Origin of the sequence: Corallococcus macrosporus DSM 14697, from assembly GCF_002305895.1 — a bacterium.
Classification (GTDB): domain Bacteria; phylum Myxococcota; class Myxococcia; order Myxococcales; family Myxococcaceae; genus Myxococcus; species Myxococcus macrosporus.
Genome location: NZ_CP022203.1, coordinates 677,538 through 697,672, shown reverse-complemented (window position 1 = coordinate 697,672; position 20,135 = coordinate 677,538). Strand labels below are relative to the sequence as shown.

Annotated in this window: 17 protein-coding genes; 4 read left to right on the top strand and 13 right to left on the bottom strand. The window is 71.6% G+C overall.

What is annotated here, in order from left to right; translation table 11 throughout:
* Positions 1 to 13: 13 nt before the first annotated feature.
* Both MYMAC_RS03010 and infC read right to left on the bottom strand, forming a co-directional pair.
* Complete coding sequence (locus MYMAC_RS03010; RefSeq protein WP_095956958.1) at positions 14 to 901, bottom strand: DUF2135 domain-containing protein; 888 nt, start codon at positions 899 to 901, stop codon at positions 14 to 16.
* A gap of 242 nt (positions 902 to 1,143) precedes the next feature.
* Positions 1,144 to 1,932 carry a translation initiation factor IF-3 gene (infC, locus tag MYMAC_RS03005; RefSeq protein ID WP_095956957.1) on the bottom strand — a complete coding sequence of 263 codons (789 nt, stop codon included), beginning with the start codon at positions 1,930 to 1,932 and terminating at the stop codon, positions 1,144 to 1,146.
* Positions 1,933 to 2,467: 535 nt separating this feature from the next.
* On the opposite strand from infC, the gene MYMAC_RS03000 reads away from it, so the two are divergent.
* Both MYMAC_RS03000 and MYMAC_RS02995 read left to right on the top strand, forming a co-directional pair.
* Positions 2,468 to 3,082 (top strand): DUF938 domain-containing protein, encoded by a 615-nt coding sequence (locus tag MYMAC_RS03000; RefSeq protein ID WP_095956956.1) that lies wholly within the window; start codon positions 2,468 to 2,470, stop codon positions 3,080 to 3,082.
* A 131-nt stretch (positions 3,083 to 3,213) separates the two neighbouring features.
* Positions 3,214 to 4,026, top strand: coding sequence for a TonB family protein (locus tag MYMAC_RS02995; protein WP_095956955.1), 813 nt, complete (start codon positions 3,214 to 3,216; stop codon positions 4,024 to 4,026).
* A gap of 10 nt (positions 4,027 to 4,036) precedes the next feature.
* Here MYMAC_RS02995 and MYMAC_RS02990 read toward each other — a convergent pair whose 3' ends face one another.
* The 7 genes from MYMAC_RS02990 to MYMAC_RS02960 all read right to left on the bottom strand — a co-directional run bounded on the left by MYMAC_RS02990 (position 4,037) and on the right by MYMAC_RS02960 (position 13,007).
* The gene (locus tag MYMAC_RS02990) at positions 4,037 to 4,444 is read right to left on the bottom strand and encodes an arsenate-mycothiol transferase ArsC (protein ID WP_095956954.1); all 408 of its coding nucleotides are present in this window, start codon (positions 4,442 to 4,444) and stop codon (positions 4,037 to 4,039) included.
* Between the two features lie 395 nt (positions 4,445 to 4,839).
* Positions 4,840 to 5,673 (bottom strand): hypothetical protein, encoded by an 834-nt coding sequence (locus tag MYMAC_RS02985; protein WP_095956953.1) that lies wholly within the window; start codon positions 5,671 to 5,673, stop codon positions 4,840 to 4,842.
* Positions 5,674 to 5,780: 107 nt separating this feature from the next.
* Positions 5,781 to 8,045 carry a PAS domain-containing sensor histidine kinase gene (locus MYMAC_RS02980; RefSeq protein WP_095956952.1) on the bottom strand — a complete coding sequence of 755 codons (2,265 nt, stop codon included), beginning with the start codon at positions 8,043 to 8,045 and terminating at the stop codon, positions 5,781 to 5,783.
* Positions 8,046 to 8,251: 206 nt separating this feature from the next.
* Positions 8,252 to 8,764 carry a thermonuclease family protein gene (locus tag MYMAC_RS02975; protein WP_013936280.1) on the bottom strand — a complete coding sequence of 171 codons (513 nt, stop codon included), beginning with the start codon at positions 8,762 to 8,764 and terminating at the stop codon, positions 8,252 to 8,254.
* Positions 8,752 to 10,566: a lamin tail domain-containing protein gene (locus MYMAC_RS02970; protein ID WP_095961452.1), complete on the bottom strand. Its 1,815-nt coding sequence runs from the start codon at positions 10,564 to 10,566 to the stop codon at positions 8,752 to 8,754. The genes MYMAC_RS02975 and MYMAC_RS02970 overlap by 13 nt, the downstream gene beginning before the upstream one ends.
* 26 nt (positions 10,567 to 10,592) lie before the next feature.
* The gene (locus MYMAC_RS02965) at positions 10,593 to 12,701 is read right to left on the bottom strand and encodes a hypothetical protein (RefSeq protein ID WP_239989311.1); all 2,109 of its coding nucleotides are present in this window, start codon (positions 12,699 to 12,701) and stop codon (positions 10,593 to 10,595) included.
* A gap of 114 nt (positions 12,702 to 12,815) precedes the next feature.
* A complete protein-coding gene (locus MYMAC_RS02960) occupies positions 12,816 to 13,007 on the bottom strand; it encodes a hypothetical protein (protein WP_013936283.1) in 192 nt (63 codons plus the stop codon).
* A gap of 115 nt (positions 13,008 to 13,122) precedes the next feature.
* On the opposite strand from MYMAC_RS02960, the gene MYMAC_RS02955 reads away from it, so the two are divergent.
* Positions 13,123 to 13,896, top strand: coding sequence for an alpha/beta hydrolase (locus MYMAC_RS02955; RefSeq protein WP_013936284.1), 774 nt, complete (start codon positions 13,123 to 13,125; stop codon positions 13,894 to 13,896).
* Between the two features lie 10 nt (positions 13,897 to 13,906).
* Positions 13,907 to 14,479, top strand: a complete 573-nt coding sequence (locus MYMAC_RS02950; RefSeq protein ID WP_095956950.1) for a DUF2378 family protein — start codon at positions 13,907 to 13,909, stop codon at positions 14,477 to 14,479.
* 7 nt (positions 14,480 to 14,486) lie between these two features.
* Here MYMAC_RS02950 and MYMAC_RS02945 read toward each other — a convergent pair whose 3' ends face one another.
* The 4 genes from MYMAC_RS02945 to htpX all read right to left on the bottom strand — a co-directional run bounded on the left by MYMAC_RS02945 (position 14,487) and on the right by htpX (position 20,067).
* Positions 14,487 to 15,650 carry an ATP-grasp domain-containing protein gene (locus tag MYMAC_RS02945; protein ID WP_170114695.1) on the bottom strand — a complete coding sequence of 388 codons (1,164 nt, stop codon included), beginning with the start codon at positions 15,648 to 15,650 and terminating at the stop codon, positions 14,487 to 14,489.
* Between the two features lie 151 nt (positions 15,651 to 15,801).
* The gene (locus MYMAC_RS02940) at positions 15,802 to 17,433 is read right to left on the bottom strand and encodes a LysM peptidoglycan-binding domain-containing protein (protein WP_239989310.1); all 1,632 of its coding nucleotides are present in this window, start codon (positions 17,431 to 17,433) and stop codon (positions 15,802 to 15,804) included.
* A gap of 186 nt (positions 17,434 to 17,619) precedes the next feature.
* Positions 17,620 to 18,948, bottom strand: a complete 1,329-nt coding sequence (locus MYMAC_RS02935) for a porin (RefSeq protein WP_095956947.1) — start codon at positions 18,946 to 18,948, stop codon at positions 17,620 to 17,622.
* Between the two features lie 201 nt (positions 18,949 to 19,149).
* Entirely contained in the window at positions 19,150 to 20,067 is a 918-nt protein-coding gene (gene htpX, locus MYMAC_RS02930) for a protease HtpX (RefSeq protein WP_013936289.1), read from the bottom strand.
* Positions 20,068 to 20,135: the final 68 nt, after the last annotated feature.

The window sequence follows — 20,135 nt, the reverse complement described above, 5'->3', positions numbered from 1 at the left end:
GACGGAGGCATCACTACTCGCCTTCGCCGTCCCCGTTGGACTGGAGCGCCTTGAGGGCGTCGTCCAGGTTCTTCGGCCACGCGGCGTGCTTGGGCCGAGGGTCCTGCGACGGCACGTACACCTCCGCCTGCCCGTCGCCGAGCACGTTCACCCAGGCCAGCACGCGGGTGGTGCCCGGCGTGGCCAGGGGGATGCGCACCATGCGGCGAATCTCGTTGGGCGTGCCCTCGAAGAGCGCCAGGTTCAGCGTGGCCACCGTGTGGGCCTTGTCGCCGCTGGGCCAGTAGTTGGTGGCCACCAGGTACACGCCCTTGGGCGGCGCGCGGTGGATGTACAGGTACGGCCCATACGCGGGCTGGTCGAAGTCACCGCCCTGCGAGTTGAGGAAGAAGGTGCCGCCGGACGGGCTCGCGGTGTCGGCCCAGTACACGTGCGCCATCTTCTTCACGTCGAGGGTGCCTCCCGCGGCGCTGGCGTCCGTGGGCTCGTAGAGGTGCAGGTCGGTGTACACGCCGTCGGTGTCGCTGGTGAGCACCACCTTGAAGGGCACCGGCGGAATCTGCGCGTAGCTGGTGGCCTGGGCGCGCGCGGTGCCGGCCTGGTTGGTGGCCATCACCGTGACGATGTTCTTCCCGCTGGCGGCGGGGAACTTGCGGCTGAAGCGCCCCCGGTACGTGCGCATCAGGTAGCGGTCGCCGTTGATGGAGACCACCACCGGGTCGATGGTGGTGTCGCTGACGGTGCCCTCGATGAGCATCATCCGGTCCACCGTCCAACCACCCGACGGCGCGGACAGCGTGACGACAGGGAGCGTCTTGCCCTTGCCAATGGGCACCCCCTGCTGACGGGGATTGGCGGCGGGCGTCTGCGCCAGCAACACGGCGAGGAGGACAGGCAGCATCACGCGTCCTTGAGGAAAGGAGGTCCGCGAGCGTTCGCGGGCGGACAGACTGCGGCAGCAGTGCCCTCCTTTTCAAGTCGCCTGCCAGCCCTCCCGGGCGGCCTCCCCCATGGGAAAGCGACACCCGTGTGGGCGGCGAGCCACGCCTGGCTGCCTGCTCGTGTGGCGGCGGCCACACTCCCCACCTTCCGAGAGGCGCCACACGCGGTGGGAAACCAGGCCCACCGCGTGTCGGCGGTCCCTCAGGACGCCGTCGGGCTCGGCGCCTCGGCTGCTGCCGGCGCGGCCTGCGCTTCCTTCTTCTCCTCGGCCTTCGGCTCGGCCTTCTCCTCGGGCTTCGCCTCGGCCTTCTCCTCCGGCTTCGGCTCGGCCTTCTCCCCGGCGCCGCCGCTGGCAGCCGCCGGCTTGCCCGCGCCCGGGGCTCCCGGCGGAGGCGTGCGCTTGACGGAGGCGGCGGCCTGACGCACCAGCTCGCGGGCCTTCTGGGCCACCTTCGGCGTGGGCGCGAGGATCATGAACATCAGACGCCCTTCCATGCGGGGCATCTGCTCCACGACGGCCACGTCCTTCAGGTCCTTGGCCACGTCGTCGAGGATGGCCGTCCCCTGCTCCTTGTGCGTGATTTCACGCCCGCGGAACTGGATGACGACCTTCGCCTTGTTCCCGTCCTCGATGAACCGGCGGGTGTTGCGAACCTTGAACTCGTAGTCGTGCTCTTCCGTCTTCGGACGGAGCTTCACTTCCTTGAGCAGGACCGTGACCTGGGCACGCTTCGCTTCCGAGGCCTTCTTCTTCTCCTCGTACTTGAACTTGCCGTAGTCCATGATCTTGCAGACCGGAGGACTGGCCATGGGGCTGATCTCGACGAGGTCGAGCCCCTCGGTCCGGGCGCGATCCAGGGCCGCCTCGAGAGGCATGACCCCGAGCTGGCTACCGTCAGAGCCGACGACGCGGACCTCACGGGCACGGATACGACGGTTGGTTCTCTGGTCGCGGCTCCCGCCGCGGCTGCTTCTCTGTTCGCGAATGATGGTGACTCTCCTCCGAATTGGGTTTCAGGCCTGCCCACCCAAAGGTGTGGCCGGCAGGTCCGCGACAACAAGGGACCGTACACACATGTGAAGCGCCCCGCCCTACCTGGGACCCACGCCCGGCAGTGTAACCCGCGGGCGCAGGAGTGCATCCCAGTGCCCGCTCGCCCGGCAGGAAGGGGAGCCCTGGGTGAACTTTCCTCTTTGGGGGACGGTAACGCCAGAGATAACGCCCAAGCCGTCCACCTGCCCTGGAACCATGCCCCCAATGTACCCCCCAAACGGCGCCTGGGGGGCGGGACTGGACTCGGCCCCAGGGGCCGGGAATTGCCGGGTGGGAAACAAACGGGCGTGGACGGAACGTCCCCGCCCCGCCGGACAGCCCGTCACGGGAGGAGGCCCACGCCCCGCTCCGCCCATTCGCTGCCCGGGGTGGTGCGCAGGTCGTCCACGGGCAGGGGCAGCCGCTCCCCCATGCGCCCGTCAGGTCACGCGCGGCTCGCAGGGGCCGCGATGGATGTGCGAAACCCGGAGCATGAAGCGACATGCCCCGGCCACCGAGCGCAACCGCGAGCCCCTGCTCGCCGTCCTCCGCGAAGTCCTCCCCGCCACCGGCAGGGTGCTGGAGGTGGCCAGCGGCACCGGCCAGCACGCGGCCTGGTTCGCCCGCGCGCTGCCACACCTCACCTGGCAGCCCACCGACGTGGATGCCGAGTCCCTGGAGAGCATCGAGGCCTGGCGCGCCGGTGAGGACCTCCCCAACCTGCTGCCGCCGCGCCAGCTCGACGCGAGCGCGGCGTCCTGGCCACAGGCGGACGCGGACGTCATCCTCAACGTGAACATGATTCACATCTCACCCTGGGCGGCGTGCCAGGGCTTGATGCGGGGCGCGGGCCGCGTGCTGCCCCCCGGCGGGCTGCTCATCCTCTATGGCCCCTACTTCGTCGAGGGCCGGCAGACGGCCCCCAGCAACCTGGAGTTCGACGCCTCCTTGCGCGCCCGGAATCCGGCGTGGGGCGTGAGGACGCTGGAGGCCGTCACCGCGGAGGCCGCCCTGAATGGGCTGGAGCGCGAGCGCGTGGTGGACATGCCCAGCAACAACCTCACCGTGGTCTTCCGCAAACCCCGCCCCCCGGGGTCCCCGCGCTGAAGGGCCCGCGACACCGCGACGGCGGACTGAGGACCGCCGCACAGGCCCGCGGCGCAAGGGCCCTTCACGCCCACGCCCCGCGCCACTACCCCCACCCGGTGGCGTGACGGGGTCGGACGAGGGGGGACAGCATGCCGGAGGAATCAACCCAGGCGCCCGCGCCGGAGGCCGCGCCGTTCGCCTCGGCCCTCCGTGCCCGTGAGGCGCCCGCGCGAAGCCGTCAGCGACTCCTGGCGCTGGTGCTGGCCGCCACCGGGCTGCACGCCGCGGCGCTGCTGGGCCTGGCCTCGCTGTGGCACGGCGCTCCGCGGCGGCGCGAAGGGGACGCCCACCAGGGTGAGGTCCTCGTGCTCCGGCTGAGCGCCGTCCCCCCGGCCCCGCGCGCGGGTGACGTCGTCCAACCCACGCCCCCGCCGCCCCGGCCCCGCGCCGCGCGCAGGCCCCGGCCCTCGCGAGCGCCCCCGCCGCCCCGGGCCACCGCGCCTCCGAGCACGCCCGAGCCGCTGTCCGTCGGGCGCCCCGCCGGCATCGCGTCCCAAGGCGGCGGCAGCCTGGCCGAGCGCGCCGTGGCGGGCATCACCCAGCGCGCCCTGGGAGCGGAAGTCACCGGGCTGCTCACCGCGCCGCCTCCCGCCGCCGCGCCCGAGGCCCCGGAGGACGCGGCCCGGCGCTCCTTCGAGGAGATGTTCCGCGACCGCTTCAATGACGTGCCCTACCCCGACCCGGCGCGGATGGCGGGCATCGAAGGACGGCTCGTGCTGCGCATCTCCGTGGGCGCGCAGGGACAGCTCGTGTCCATGCGGGTGCTGGGGGTCTGCCCGCATCCCGTGCTGTGCGAGGCCGCGCAGGAGGCGGTGCGGCACGCGGCGCCCTTCCCCCCGCCACCACCGGCGCTCGGCGGCCGGGTCACCGTCGAGCTGCCGTTCAACTACCACCTGGAATGAGCACGCGGCCCTAACCGGCGCGCATCCACCCTTCGCGCTCCAGCAGCCCGGCCACGCGGGCCGCCAGCTCGTCGCGGATGCGGTGGACCAGGACCTCCGACTTCCCCTTGGGGTCGTCCAGCGGCCAGTCCTCGCGCCGCAGCCCGGGCACCTGGGGGCAGGCCTCGCCGCAGCCCAGGGTGATGAGCCATTGCGCGTCCTGCGCCAGGTCATCCGTCAGCAGCCGGGGCTTCACGTCCGGCAGCTCGATGCCGATTTCACGCATGGCCGCCAGCACCTCGGGATGCGCCTGGTCTCCCGGCTGCGTCCCCGCGGAGACGGCGCGCGCCTTCTGCGGGTCCACCATGACATTGAAGAACGCCTCCGCCATCAGCGAGCGGCCAGCGTTGTGTACACAGGCGAAGATGACCTTGTTCATCGACGTCCGACTCCATTCCTTCAAGGGTTCACGCGCCCCTCCCCGCGCGAAGTGAGCTTCGTTGTATTCAATGGCTTGCATACCCCACGAACGGCTGGCCGAAAAGGGAGCGGCCAGACGAACGGCAGGCCACACGCGCCTACCTCTTCCGGGCGCAATCCATTGCTCGTGTGAAAAACGCCTGCAACTGCAACGCTGCGCACAAACGCCCGCGTGCGGGCAGGCCTCGCTTGACCGCGCGATGCGGAGCGTGCCGCCATGGATTTGAGTTGTCTTCTGGGCCGCCGGGAAGCGGCGCTGCCTGCGCCAGGGATTGCGCGGCGGCGGCGTCCCGGCCCCGCGCCCCCGTGGAACGGGGGGCATGAGCCGGGAGCGCCCATGCAACACCCGGCGGGCTAGTCCTCCAGGCCCGCGGACTGCCCCTCGGCACCGGCACCGCCCAGCACGAAGCCGTCGAAGGCCACGTTGGCCATCAGCTCCACGCGGTCCTTGTGCTTCTTCAGCAGCTCCACGTTGGCGGCGGCGGCCTTCTTGGACGCCTCCGACAGCCCCGGCTCCTCGTCCGCGCTGCCCTGCTCAATCGAGTCCAGCGTCTCCTGGAGCTGCGTCCGGGACTCCTCCAACTGCGCGCGCTCCGCGTCGGAAAGCGAATCGCTCGCCAGCCGCTTGTCCACCTCGGCGAGCTGCGTGGCCATCATCGTCTTGCCCTGGGCCGCCATGGCGCGGAGCTGGTCCGTGCTGTCGGCCACCATGGAGGCGTAGACGGTGGTGGTGATGCTCTGGAACTCGGCGGGCGACATGCCCTGCGCCTTGAGCCCGGCGATGTACGCCTTGCGCACGTCCGCCATCAGCCCCATGAACAGGCCCGCGGCGTCCATGGCCGCGTTGAAGCCCGGCTCCTCGGCCCCGTCGCCATTGTGCTTCGCCTCGAACTCCTTGGACTTCACCTCGAAGTCCTTGAACGCCGGCATCGCCGCCTCGCGCACCGACAGGTAGGCCAGCAGCCGCTGCTCATCCAGCGGCAGCACCTGTCCTTCCGGAGGCGGGGTGAAGGGATTGCTCGCGTTGAGCGCCGCCAGCTCCTGCTCCTGCTCCTGCATGGCCTGCACGGCCTCGAAGCTGCCGCCGAGCTTGTTCTTGGCCCAGATGCCACCCGCCAGCATCAGTCCGATGCCCGCCAGGATGAAGACACCGCAGCCAATGCCCAGTCCGATGAGGACCTTCTTCATGAATCCCTCCAGGGAAAACGTGTCACCACGGACCCAGTGCTAGCCGGGCAAGGCCCCCTGGAGCAAGCCTCACGGTGTCATGGCGCCCCTTCGCGGCGCATGGAGAATCACGAGACGTCGACGTCCGGGCACGCAGGCCGCGGGAGCCGGCGGGGCAGGCGGGCCTGGAACGTGGTGCCCTCCTGCCCCGTGGAGTGGACGCGGACGGCGCCGCCGTGCGCATCCACGATGTGTTTCACGATGTAGAGCCCCAGTCCCAGGCCGCCGCGCGTGGACTTCCGCTCGGCGCGCTTCATCGGCTCGAAGAGGCGGGCGCGCAGCTCCGGTTCAATGGGCTCGCCCGCGTTGTGGACGGTCAGCACCACGTCGTCCCGCAGCCCGTGGGTGCGGATGCGCACCGGGCAATGGTCGGGGCTGTAGCTGAGGGCGTTGTTGACCAGGTTGGTGATGACCTGCGCCAGCCGGTCCGCGTCCCACTGCCCGTAGCCGTCGCCCCGGCACTCCAGCACCAGCGTCCGCTCCGGGCGGGCGAGCCGGACCTCGTCCACCACCTGCCGCGTCAGTTCGTGCAGGTCCAGCCACTGGGGCTCCATGGGGATGCCGCCGCCCAGCCGCGCCTGCGTGAAGTCGAGCAAATCCCTCAGCAGGCGCGTGGCGCGCCCGGCGCTGGAGAGGATGCGGCCCAGGCCCTTGCGGAGCCGCTCATCCAGGCCCTCCCGCCGCAGCAGCGCGGTGGCGGACATGCTGATGGCGGAGAGCGGGTTGCGCAAATCATGGCTGACGATGCCGATGAGGAGCTGCTCGAACTCCGCGCGCCGCTTCGCCTCCTGTTCGGTGGCCCGCCGCTCGGTGATGTCCTGCATGGCCCCCACCATGCGCACCGCGTGGCCCTCGGCGTCCCGGACCACCTGCCCCCGGTCGGCGATGACGGCCCAGGTGCCATCCCCGCGCAGGAAGCGGTACTCGTCCGTCCAATGGTCCGCGCCCCGGTCGATGACATCCTGGATGTCCTGCGCCACCCGCGCCCGGTCCTCCGGGTGGATGTGCTCGGTCCACCAGGTGACGTCATGCGGGGCGTCGTCCGGCGGCAACCGGAACTGCACGGCGGCCAGCTCGCTCCATTCGATGCGCCCCGTGGACAGGTCCCAGTCGTAGATGACGTCGCTGGTCGCCAGCGTGGCCAGCCGGTAGCGCATCTCCGACTGACGCAGCACCTCCTCGGCGCGCCGGCGCTCGCTGATGTCCAGGGACACCCCCGCCACGCTCATCACCTGGCCGTCTGGCCCGATGACGGGCGAGACGCCCGTCATGAAGTAGGAGCCCGCCATCTCCACCTCCAGGGTGAAGGTCTGGCCCTCCTGGGCGCGCAGGGTGGCGGCCAGGAGGTCTGGCCGGTCCTGGTACACGTCGAAGGCGGAGCGGCCCACGTAGGCGCCTCGCTCCAGCCCGAGCGCGCTCAGCCCCTCGCCCTCGAAGAGGGTGATGATGCCCCGCGCGTCCGTGGCCCAGAGGACCACGGGCAGTTGGGTGACGATGCGGCGAAGGTGCTCTCGCGCTTCGTCCCGCTCACGCTCCAGGCGCTTCGCCTCGGTGAAGTCCGTGGAGAAGCCGCACACGCCAATCACGCGTCCCTGCACGTCCGGCAGGGGGAACTTGAGCGTCTGGTAGACGTGCTCGCCATCCTTGAGCCGCACGGCTTCGTCGAGGGTGAGCTGCTGGCCGGTGGCCAGCACGGTCCGGTCATTCTCGACGAAGCTGCTGGCCATCTCCCTGGCGAACAGGTCGAAGTCGGTGCGCCCCAGCACGTCGCGCCGGAGCTTGCCGGCGGCCCGCTCGAAGCCGTGGTTCACGTAGAGGTACCGGCCCGCCGTGTCCTTGGCGTAGATGATGGTGGGCGCGTGGTCGAGCAGCCCGTGCAGCCACTCTCCCGTGGCCCGCGAGGCCCGCTCGTCCTCCAGCGAGGACTGGCCCACCGCCTCCGTGAGCCCCGCGTCCAGCACCTGGGTCAGGGCGCGCAGCTCCGCGAGCGCGGGAGCCCAGCCCACGGACTCCAGGCTTTCGAGGATGGCTTCTCGCAGCGCGCCATATTCGAGCACCAGCGAGTTGATGCTGAAGCCCGCCAGGTAGCGCTCCCGCCCGTGCTCGCGGCCCAGGGCGCGGGCCTCCGCCAGGCGCGCCGCCTGGGAGGGCGTCCGCAGCAGCGGCCCCAGCGCCGCCACGAAGTTGAGCAGCCCTCCCGTGCCCGCCCCCGCCAGGGGCGCGAGCGCCCCCAGCGCGGCGCCCACCCCCGCGAGCCAGCGCCGGCCAATGTCCTCTCGCAGGACCTCCAGCAGGTCCGCCAACGTGCGCGATGACGTGGCGCGAGGGCTCATGCGTGCGCCTTCGTAGTCGATGGTTCCACTGGCACGTCTTCACCAGCCCCCCAACCAGGAACGCCTGCCCTCCGCATTCGGGCCGCGCATGGCTGTTACCACTGGGATACATCCCATCTTCCGGGTGGGCTGCCCGTCTCCGGGTCGAGCTCGGGCGATGCCTCGCGGAAGAGGCGGCCACGACGGCGCCTCGTCCGACAGGTGCCTCACCGCTGGCACGGCACGGGCGCGCAGGCGCCCCACACGCCCCGTCTGGCCAGCCGGGCCTGGGCCTCCAGGGACTCGAACTCCGCGCGCCTGGAGCGGCCCGCGGGCGGGACATGGAGGACACAGGCATGGCCTCGCTCCACCAGCAGCGTGTTCACCTCCCGCCCCTCCACGGACACATAGGCGAGGAGCCGGCCGTAGCGGTCCTCGCACGCCTCGCCATACGCCAACGTCACCCGCCTGCCCTCCACGAGCCCCCGGTTGAACGCGTGCGCCTCCGGGCCGAAGCAGTCGCCGCCCGCGCCGGTGCGCTCCGGCGCATCCGCGAGCAGGTAGCGGACGCGCTCGCCGCTCTCCAGGACGACCGTGTCCCCGTCCAGGACCTCCGTCACCCGTCCGGAGGCAGGGCCGCATGACGCCCCTGAATCAACGCCGCAGGCCGCCAGCAGCCAGGCCACCGCGCCCCACCCCAGCAGGGCCCCGCCGCGCTTCGTCACCTTCAAGGCGCGCATGGGCGGTTCACCCCTCCCGGCGTTCCCCGGTCTCCCCGGCCATAGCGGGCCGCGTCGGGCGTGGGACAGAAGCTCCCCGGCCAGTCATTGCGCTGGGGGTCGCTTCGATGGGGGTCGAGCTGCGATGACACACCCGGAGTCGCCGCGCCGGTCCACGTCACGGCGTCGACCAGGCGCCCCTCCACCGAGAGCTCGAGCTTCCGGTTGCCCGCGGTGTTCGGCAGGTTGAAGTTGAAGGTGCCCAGCACCGCGGGCAAGCCGCCGTTGCGAGCCGCGTCCTCGCTGCGCGCGAGGATGGCGCGGCCCCCGGCCTTCACGGACAGACACAACGCCGATTCGAACGTCGCGCGGCTCCCACCTTCATTGGACAGCGACACGCCATTGAGGTCCACGTCGCGCAGCGCGAGCACCTCCACCCACTCGCCCGTGGCGTCCGCCACCGCCTGAGGGTCGGCCATGAACTCCGTGAGGACGAGCGAGCCCGCGGCGGGAGTCCTGCGAGCGCGCGACGCCCCCGTGGTCCGGTCGATACAGCCCGGCGGCGCCGGTGTCCCGGCGTCCCCACCACCGGCAGGCGTTCCTCCATCACCGGCGCCGCCCGGCGTGCCGCCATCGCCCACACAGGCGCGGTTCACCTGTCCGGGCGTCCCCAGGTTGCCGCGCGTGCCATACGCCGCGGTGGCCTCGCACCAGGCGGCTGGCGCGTCATTGCCGTCGGCATCCGCGAGCGGCGCGCTCACCTGCGTGGCCACGCCATCCACCGCCGGGCCGTAGTCGGCCGCGTCGACCACCGCGTCGCCCACCTTCACCACCAGCCGGCCTCCGGCGTTGCGCAGGTCCATGTGGAACGTGGCCCGTGGCGTGGGAAGCCCTCCGTTGAGGGTGGCATCCGCGCGGCGCGCCAGCACCGCGGACTCCCCCGCCGCGAGCGACAGGCAGCCCTCCGCCGCCACGGTGGTCTCCCCGGCCTCCGCGGCCAGCGTCACGCCATTGAGGTCCACCGGCGCCGTGGCCAGCAGCTCCACCCATTCGCCCAGCGTGTCGTCTCCCCGGGGATTGGCCATGACCTCGGTGAGGACCAGGTCACCCGCGCGCGGACGCACGAGCGGCCTCGCCACGCCCGCGTCGCCAGGCAGACACGTCGGCACGTGGCCCGCGTCCACGGGGAGGCCCGCATCGCCCGGCGGTCCACAGGGCGCGTTCGCGGCGCCTGGGCTGCCCTGGAACGCCCCACCCCCACCCGCATCGGGGGAATCACACCAGCGCGCCAGGTCGTCGTTCCCCGCGACATCCGGCACCAGCCGGCCGTCGTAGACGCGCGCAACACCGCCCTTCGCGGGCGCGGAGAGCTGGACCTCGTCCAGGACCCGCGCCCCGCACCGCACGCCCAGCCGGCCGCCCGAGTTCCCCAGCGCGCCCAGCCCCTCACCGTACGCGTGCTCCACGTGCGCGGGCAGCGGCCCGTCGCGGACGTCTCCCAGCACGAGGTAGCCCCCCGCCTCCACCGTCCAGTCCTCGAGCACGGCGAAGGCCCGCTCCTGGGAGCCGTCCGACCGCGACGCGTAGAGCGTCACCCCCCGCAGGTCCGCCCGGACGCGCGTGGGGTTGTGCAGCTCCACGTACTCCTGGCCCGTGTCCGTGCCCACCGGGTCGTTGAGGTACTCGGTGATGACGACGTCACCGGGCAGCAGCCCGGCGCAGGCCGCGTCCGTGTCCTCGTCCCATGCGGCGCCGCCACACGCCCACGCGCCCGCCAACGCCACCAGCCAGCCCCACCCAAGCCACCTGCCCCATCCCTTCATGCCCTGCCCCCTCTCGTTCAACTCCGTCAAAAGCGCGTCTCCAGCTCCAGGTGGAAGAGGTGGCGCGGCGGGTCGGGCGGCACACGGGCCACGCGCGCGTCCTTCAAGTCGAGCACCCACGCGTACCGGCCCTGGGCCGACACGGCGCTCGACACCCTCCACGCGACCTCCACCGCGGCCCGCAGCTCCTGCTGGAGCCGGCTGCGGTCGGAGAGGTCCTGGTCCTTCCACATCAGCCGCCCGTGCAGCTTCAGGGACGCGGACGGCTGGGCTCGCACGTCGAGCACCGCCTGCGCGTCGGACCGAAGCCCCTCCAACTCGGGCGCCCGCACCCGCGCATGCCCGTACTGGAGCGCCACCGTCAGCCCCTCCGTGAGGTCGGACCGCAAGCGGGCGGTGACGCCGTAGCGCGCGCTGGCGCACAGGTCCGCCGCCTCCTGCTCGGTGAGCACGTCGTCCGCGCACGCCCCCACCCCGCCCACGCCGCTGTCACGCAGCTCCACCTGGAGCGAGGGCTGGAGCCACGCCCACGCGCGGAGGTCCCCGCGCACCGAGGTCCGCGCGTGGAGCGTGCCCGCGCTCCCCGCCACCGCCCCATCCGCGGGCAAGGTCCAGGCATCCACCTGTCCCCGCAGCCGCCACGCCCCCTCCTCCCGGTGGAGGTAGCGCAGCCGGGCGCCCAGCTCGTTGCGGACGCGCAGCCCCTCCAGCGCATCCGGGCCGGACGGCGCGCCGCTGTAGGGATTGGCGAAGCCCCGCCCGTAGTAGCGCAGCGACACCTCCAGCTCACGCGACGCACCGGAGAGCACGGTGCGCTGAATCATCCCGAAGTCCCCGCCCCCACCCGGCGCGGCGTCGAAGCTGCGCGTGCCCTCGAAGAAGAGGTCCACCGCGCCCCGCCCCCACGCGGCGTCGAGCCCCAGCGCGCCGAAAGCACCGCCCGCCGGGTAACGGGCGCTGGGCTGGAAGTCGAGCGTCGCCTCCCGCCACACGGGCCGGGCGCCCCAGCCGGTGAGCCCCACGTGCCCACGCGAGGAGAACGACAGCGTCGCGTTGCCACCGCCCGCCACTTCGCGAAACACGCCCGGCAGCGTCCGCGCGGTGAGCTTCTCCCACCGGCCGCCAGACAGCGGCACCCAGACGTCCGGCGCCTTGCAGGCACCGCGGGCACCCGGCCGCGCGGACGGACACGCTCCGCGGTCCAGCACCGCGGACCGGGCCAGCGAGCGCGACTGGTACGAAGCAAAGCCGGTGAGCGCCAGCGCCGCGCCCGCGCCCAGCGGACCTCGCACCGTCCCGGCGACGCCCCGGAACGCCTCGTCCCAGCGGAAGTCCGGCGTGACGTCCGACAAGCGCGCCTCGGGCTCGCACCCGTCACCGCCCACCAGGCACGCCCGCTCCAGGCCCGCGGGCGGGCGCACCCCATCATCCGGGAGGAAGCCGTCGGGCGACGGCAACGACGTGGTGTCCAGCGTGAGCCGCTGCCCGAAGCCCAGGCGGTACGTCCCCGCCAGCAGCGAGGCGCGCTCCCCCGTCCACTGCATGTACAGCTTGGGCAGTTGGACAGCCGCCCCGGGTCCGTCCACCACGAAGCCCCGCTGGCGCGCGTCCCGGCGCAGCGGCCCCAGGGTGCGCCGCGCCAGCGCCGTCAGCAGCCCCACCCGGAGCCCCGCGAGCCCTCCCGCGCGGACCTGCAAGGCCAGCGGCGGCAGCAGCCCATCCGACGCCGCGAAGGCCATCATCAACCGCGCGTCACCCGACAGGCGCCCAGGCGCGCGCGCGTCCAGGAAGGGCGCGAGCCGCCGCGACGCCGCCTCCGTCAACCCACGCGCCAGGCGCCCTCCCGCGGCGGCGGCGGTCCCCCGCGCCCGCAGCAGCCCGTCCACGTCCGAGTACGTCAGCCCCGGCAACCCATAGAGCGAGGCCCGGCTCGCCACGGACAGGTCCACGCCGGTCCGCCGGAGCGCCAGCAGCGCGGAGAGCGTCTCGCCGGAGATGGCGCCCTCCTCCGCGAGCGCGAGCAACTCCCGCGCGCCCACCGACTCAGGCTCCACCTCATACGGCGCGGCACGCGCGGGCAGCGCCCCCGCCAACCACCACCCCAGCCACCACCCCACCCAGAGCACCCGACGCACGCGCCGCGCCCTGTGCACAAGACAGACCACGATTCCCTACAGCGGCGCCCTCCATCCGAGCCGTCCGCGACACGGACCAGCCGTCCAGGGACGGGACGCGCGCGGCGCCGGGGCTCAGGCCCGGCCCAGGCGCGGGTCGACCTCGAGCAGGTCCCACGCCAGGAAGTACGCGGCCTCCGCGCGGCTCTCCGCGGCGACATAGCGCAGGCGGGACTCCTCGCTCCCATCCAGGGCCTCGCGTGCGTCGCGCAGGTCGGCCTCGGTGGTGAGCAGCAGGACCGCCAGATGGGGATGTTCCAGCTCCATGAGGGGACTCCAGAATAACCGGCTTTTCACGCGGCTTGGGCGCCTCGCTCGTGCATCCCCGAGGCCAGCGGCTCCCGGGCCGTCCCCCCTCCAGGTATGCTGGCACCCGGTTCCCATGGGCCACGTCCACATCGTCCGAGACTTCCCCTCCCCCCAGGAGGGCTTCGCGCGCACCGTGCGCGTCTATACCCCCCACGCATACGACGCGATGCCGGGCCACCGGTTCCCCGTGCTGTACATGCACGACGGGCAGAACGTGTTCGCCCACCCTGAATCGGCCCTCTTCGAGACCTGGTGCGCCAACCTGGCGCTGGAGCACGGCGTGGGCGAAGGGAGCCTGGAGCCCTGGCTCATCGTCGCGGTGGACTCCGGCCAGGGGCGCGTGCACGACTATTCGCCGTGGGACGAGCCTCGCGGCCAGGTTCACGCGCGCGGCGAGGCCTACGCGCGCTTCCTGGTGGAGCACCTCAAGCCGCTGGTGGACCGCACCTACCGCACCCGGCCGGAGCCTCGGTGGACGGGGGCCATGGGCTCGTCGCTGGGGGGCCTGATTTCGCTGTACCTCGGGTGCCGCTACCCGGACGTGTTCGGCCGCATCGGCGCCCTGTCCCCCACCGTGACGTGGGGCGCCAGCCAGCTCTTCGGCGCGTGGGCTTCGCACAGCCGCCGCTGGACGCGCATCTACCTGGACGCGGGCGCCCACGAGTACACCGACGCCAGCGGCGTGCCGCTCTACTACGGCGAGTCCACGCGCGCCTTCTACGAGCACCTCAAGCAGCTGGGCTACGCGGACCACGAGGTGGCGCTGGTGCTGGACCCGCACGGCGGACACCACGAGCGGGACTGGCAGCGCCGGCTGCCGACCGCCATGCGCTGGCTGCTGGGGTGAGGCGCCGACCATGAAGCACCGAAGGCCCGTTCCCCTGGAGCAGCGGCTCGTCTACGTCCAGGTGGTGGAGGGCCTGCTGGAGCACGGGCTGCGCGGCCAGGTGTCCCCGCGCCTCAAGCACCGGCTGCGGCAGGCCGGCATCGACCTGGACCGGCCGCTGCTGCCCGCCTACCCGGTGCCGCTGTGGGAGCAGTGCCTGAACGTCATCGCCGAGGAGACCTTCCCCGGCGTGCCCCGGGAGGAGGCCTTCCGCCAGCTCGCCGAGCGCCACGTGGAGGGCTACGGCCGCACCATCGTGGGGCGCGCGGTGTACGGCGTGATGCGGCTGCTGGGCCCCCGGCGCATGGTGCAGCGCCTGCCGCAGACGCTGCGCGGCACCGACAACTACACGGAGGCGGAGCTCACGGAGCAGGGCCCCACCACCTTCGTGATGCGGATGAACTCGCGGGTGAACGCGCCCGGCTACGCGGAGGCGCTCTTCGAGGCGCTCCTGCGCATGGGCGGCGCCGAGTCCCCGCGCGTGACGCGCACGCAAGAAGACGCGGACGGCACCACGTACCTGCTCACCTGGACGGAGCGCTGAGCGCGCGCTACGCCTTCTCCTGGATGAAGCGCACCGTGTCCCGCAGGGCGTCCATGTCCGTGTGGCGGGAGAGGTACATCTGCTCGCCCAGGAGGCTGTGGTAGATGGCCGGCAGCTCGCGGTGGAGGATGAGCGAGCTGCCCAGCTTCTTCTCCACGTCCGCGTGCGAGTGCCGGTAGCGGCGGGACTTGCGGCGCGCGCTGTGACAGACGTGGTAGCGCGGCGTGTAGCGGAAGTCCGCCACCGGGTCCCCCGTCACCACGCGCGCCCAGAGCCGGTACACGTCGATGTCACAGGTGTAGTTCATCATGTCCACCATGAAGCCGCCGGGTGGACGGAGGTTGGCCTCCAGCACCATGAAGCGGCCGTCGGGCAGGCGGAAGAACTCCAGGTGGAACCAGCGCTCGCGCAGGCCGAAGGCGGCCACCACCTGGCGGCCCAGCACGTCCAGCGCGGGGGGGATCTGCGTGTGGCTCCAGAAGGAGATGTCGCGCTGCTCCATCACCGTCTCCATGCCTCCGTCGCTGTACTCGTGACTGAGGTTGAAGACGATGACGCCGTGCCGGTCCACGATGCCGTCGTAGGTGACGATGGTGCCCCGCACGAAGGGCTGCGCCACGTAGGTGGTGGGCAGCGGATGGGACAGGGCCGCGTCCACCTCCGCGTCGCTGGCCACCTTGAAGGTGTTGGCGGCGCCCACGCCCACGTCCGGCTTGAGCACCAGCGGGTAGCCCACGCGCGCGGCGAAGGCCTTCACCTGCGCGGCGTCGCGGACGCGGATGAGGTCCGGATGCGGCACGCCCGCGGCATGGAACACCTCCGCCATGCCGGACTTGGAGCGCAGCCGGTGGATGTCCTCGGGATGCAGGCCCGGGACGTTGAAGTCCTCCCGCAGGCGCGCCTCCACCTCCAGCCAGGACTCGTTGAGCGAGTCGATGCGGTGGATGCGGCCGTGCCGCCACGTCAGGTAGCCCGCCGCGCGGGTGAGCGCGTCCTCGTCCGTGAGGCTGGGGACGAAGTAGTACTCCCGCAGGGACTCCTTCAGCTCGGGGTGGAGCGACTCGTAGGACGCGTCACCGATACCGAGGACCGTGACGCCCCGCTCCCGCAGCGCGGAGATGAAGTGGAAGTAATGCGGAGGGAAGTGGGGGGAGATGAAGACGAAGTTCATGGCTCCTCGGGGCGCACAGGTGACCATAACGCGCCGCGCGCCCGCGCCCACTTCCTGACTGAACACAGCGGGGCGGGAAGCCACGCCTCCCGCCCCGGATACGCTTGGAATCAGGACTTCTCAGCCCCTCGCCGGGGCGCCCGCGGAACGACTAGGCGTTCGGCCGGACCATCGTCACTTCGAAGTGCCGCTGGACCACGGCGCCGGTGGTGGGCCCCTCGCGGTACAGGTTGCCCGTGTCGGGGTTCACGTAGAAGCGGTTGTTCGGGTTGGTGTCCGCGCCACGCTCCCGGTGGTTCGTCGCGGGGTCGTGGAAGGTGTAGTACGTGCGGCCCTGCTCGTCGACGCCGCGGCCGGTAATCATGACGAAGTGGTCGGTGATGCCGTCCACGTTGTCGGAGTTCTGGCCAGAGCGGTGGTTCACCCCCACGCCCACGGGCAGGCCCGCGTCGAGCTGGCTGTCGATGTACTCGCGGCCCCGCTGCGCCGCCGCGCGGTCCACCGTCACGCCGCCGCCCGAGGCGTCACCGGTGGCCACCTGGATGCGGTTGCCCGGGCCGGTGACGGTGCCGCCCGCCTGCTTGACCATGGCCTCCACCGCGCGGAAGCACGCCGTGTCACCGGCGCGCACCACCTGCGAGCCGTCATACTGGCTGATCCACGGCGCGTTCGTCTGGACCGCCGGGCGGTCCGCCGCGGGGGTGATGGCCGCCGTGTCGTTGAAGTCCGTGGGCGTCGCGCTCTCGGCGGCCTGGGTGTTGCCGGACGTCAGGTGCTCCGGGCGCGGGCGCGGGATGGGGACCTCGGCCGGCAGCGCGGGGGTGCCGGACGTCAGGTGCTCCGGGCGCGGGCGCGGGATGGGGACCTCGGCCGGCAGCGCGGAGGTGTTCGAGCCACCGTCGCGGTAGCCGCGCGCGTCCAGGGCCCGGACCAGCGCCGTCTCGCGGCGCGTCTGGTCGGCGCGCAGCCGCGTCTCGCTGTGGTCGAAGCCCGCCGCGCGCAGCTCGCCCGCGTCGTTGCGGAACGCATTCACGCGCGCGTCGACCAGCGCCTCGGGCGTCACGCCGCGCGGGTCCTGCGCCAGCCGGGGCAGCTCGCGGTTGAGGAAGTTCTGCGCCGCGCGGGGCGACTGCGTGTGCAGGTCGTAGAAGGAGGAGGCCAGCAGCGCGTTGTTCGGGTCCAGGCCCGCGCGCTGGGCGGCGGCCTGGTACTGCGGCGTGACGCGGCCCAGCTCGCGGTTCCAGATTTCATCCGCGTGCGACGGCGAGCTCGCGCCGCCCCCCTGATAGGAGAACGAGCCCCGGTTGTGCTTGGCATTGCCCGGGTCCGTGTGACCCCCGTAGCTCGCCGTGAAGCCGCCGCTCGGCGTGCGGTTGCCCTCCGAGGTGCCAACGACAATGGCGGACTCGGAGTTGGACCCGCCCTGGCGGAACGCCGTCAGGTCGATGTTGCGATAGCCATTCTGCGTGCCAGACACCGCCCCGGTGCCCGCGGGCGTGACGCCCTGCGCCATGCCCGCCTGGGAGGTGCCCGCCTCGAAGCTGTCACGCGGCTGCGCCCCACCCGTCTGAAGGCCCGCCGGACGCGGCACCGGCCGGGGGACGTTGGCCTCGAAGCCGTCCCGCGCGCCCGGGATGACCAGGGTCTTCCCGGCGATGATGCGGTCCGGGTTCTGGATGTTGTTGGCTCGCGCCAGTGCATCCACGGTGGTGTTGTTGCGCCGCGCAATGGCGCTGAGCGTGTCTCCCTGACGGATTCGGTAGGAGGTGTTGCTTCCAGTCATCGACGGCTCCATGGAGGCGAAGCAAGCCAGACGCCTCCATGTTTTTCCGGATCAATGTCCGAAAGTTGCTCAAGCCGCGAAAACAACAGCCCCAGCGTTCAAATCCAGTATCAACGAACAACCCCTGACGCACCGCACCAGTCACGAGCTTGTGACAGACACCTCACGGCGCCCACCGGGATTGCTTCAGTAATTGAACTGGAGCTGGACCCGCGTCACGTGGCCCTGCTCCCGGGTGTACGGGTACCGGGACGAGGTACGGTCTGACACCAGATAGGTGCCCGTCAGCTCCAGCGCCTTGTTGAGCTGCCATTCGGCGCCCAGCTCCAGCTCGCGCACGTCATAGAGCGGCGCGTTCGTCTCGAACTTCTTGCCGCCGTCGTAGAGGGTGCCCCGGATGTAGGGGATGAGGGAGACGCCCAGCACGCCATCCAGCTTGTACATGAGCTGCGCGTAGCCGCCCCGGAGCTGGCGGCTGTCGATGAGCAGGCCATCGACGGGCCCCTCGCCCAGCGAGGGACCGCGGCCCAGGTTGTACTCGGCCTGGAAGCCCAGGGGCTGCGGGTAGATGACCAGGCTGACGATGGCGCGCGCGTCCACCATGTTGGAGCCCCGCGCCAGCGCGTAGGGCATGCCGTCACGCGGCGAGGCGTTGAGGTCGAAGCGGCCGTAGTAGCCGCCCACGCCCGCCTCCACGTACTGCGAGCCGAACAGGAAGGGATACGTGACGCGAACGACCCCGTGCGGGGTGTCATTGCGCTCGGCGCGGTTGGCCGTCTGGCCATTGAACACACCGACGCCGACCACGCCGTAGTCGCCGGAGCCCTTCAGGTTGTTGTCGACGAGGTACTTGAAGCGCTTCCGGATTTCGTCGGGCGCCCAGTAGAAGAAGACGCCCAGGTCGCGCTCGTCCTTGAGCGCGCTGTTGATGGCGTCGTTGCGGTCCAGGGGCAGGCGGTTCTGGCTGGACTGGAGGTTCTCGAAGCCAAACGGAATCTTCGACTGGCCCACGCGCAGGCGGAACTCCTTCTTCGCGTCCAGGAAGATGTCCGCGTACCAGTCCCGCATGAGGGTGACGTTGTACTGGTCGCCAATGACCGAGGCGAAGTCCGGCTGGAGGTAGATGGACACCCGGTCATGGACCTCACCGAAGAGGACCAGGCGCGCGCGCCGGATGCCGAAGCCGGTGTTCCTGCCCAGGAAGCGGTCGCCCTGGTCGTTGACGAGCTCGTCATTCACCCGGAAGCTGGGCAGCCGGTTGTAACGGACCTGCGAGTAGCCACGGATGCGGATGCGCTCGTACCAGGCCCGCTCCTTCTTCTCGGCCGGCTCGGCCTTCGCGGGCTCGGGCTTCGCGCCCTCGGGCACCGGCACCGGCACCGGCTCGGAAGGAGGCTCACTGGAGGCCGGCGGCGCGGCCGCGTCCTGCTGCGCGGACGCGAGGGGCGCCAGCAGCAGCGCGGAGCCGGACAGCATTGCCTGGAGAACAGCGCGGAACGATGCAGGGAGGGTCATGACGGCGCGAGACTGCCAACGGGGCGCGCACAGAGCGCCCGGGCTCGAGTTTGCGCTCCCGTTACAAGACGGGATGGACCACTGCAACGAACCGGGCCCCGTTGTTGCCGCACCGTCACAGGCGCGCGCCCTGTGTCACCAAACAGCCCGGCACATGTCACACGCTCGTGACATGTGCCGGGGGCACGCCCAGCGCTCGCGTCAGCGCTTCCAGCTCCCGTCCACCAGGCGCTGGATGCGCAGCTCGAGCGGCGGGTGGCTGGAGAAGAGCGCCATCATCCCGCCACCGCGGATGCCGAACGCCTGCATGTTGGACGGCAGCATGGCCGGCTCGCCCTGCTGCCGGCGCAGCCGGTCCAGCGCGCGCGCCATGGCGCCCGGGTCCACCAGCCTGGCGCCGCCATCGTCCGCGCGGAACTCACGCCGGCGGCTGTACCAGGCCACGATGATGCTGGCGCCAATGCCAAACACAATCTGAAGCACGATGCTGGTGAGGAAGTAGGCCGGCCCCGTGCCGCCGCTCTCCTCGCCGTCCTCGGAGCGGCTGAGGAAGCGGTCCACGAAGAAGCCCACCACGCGGCTCAGGAAGATGACGAAGGTGTTGAGCACGCCCTGCAGCAGCGTGAGCGTCACCATGTCACCGTTGGCCACGTGGGCGACCTCGTGGCCGAGCACGGCCTCCACCTCGTCCCGCCGCATGCCATGCAGCAGGCCGGTGGACACCGCCACCAGGGCGTTGTTGCGGTTGGCGCCCGTGGCGAAGGCGTTCATGTCCGGGCTGTCGTAGATGGCCACCTCCGGCCTGCCGATGCCCGCGTCCCGCGACAGCCGGTGCACCGTCTCCACCAGCCACTGCTCGGCCTCCGTGCGGGGCTGCTTGATGACCTGCGCCCCGGTGCTCCACTTCGCCATCGGCTTGGACAGGAGCAGCGAGATGATGGAACCACCGAACCCCATCACCGCCGCCATGATGAGCAGGCCCGGCAGGTTCAGTCCCACGCCCTGGCGGGCCAGCAGGTTCTCCACCCCGATGATCCGCCCGACGATGGCCAGCATCGCGAGCACCGCGAGGTTGGTCAGGACGAACAACGTGATGCGCTTGGCGAAGCTTCCCTTCATGACCCTCTCTCCCTAGAAAAAACCTTGGGGACAACATTCAGCAGCGCGGAACGAATGCAAGCTTCGTC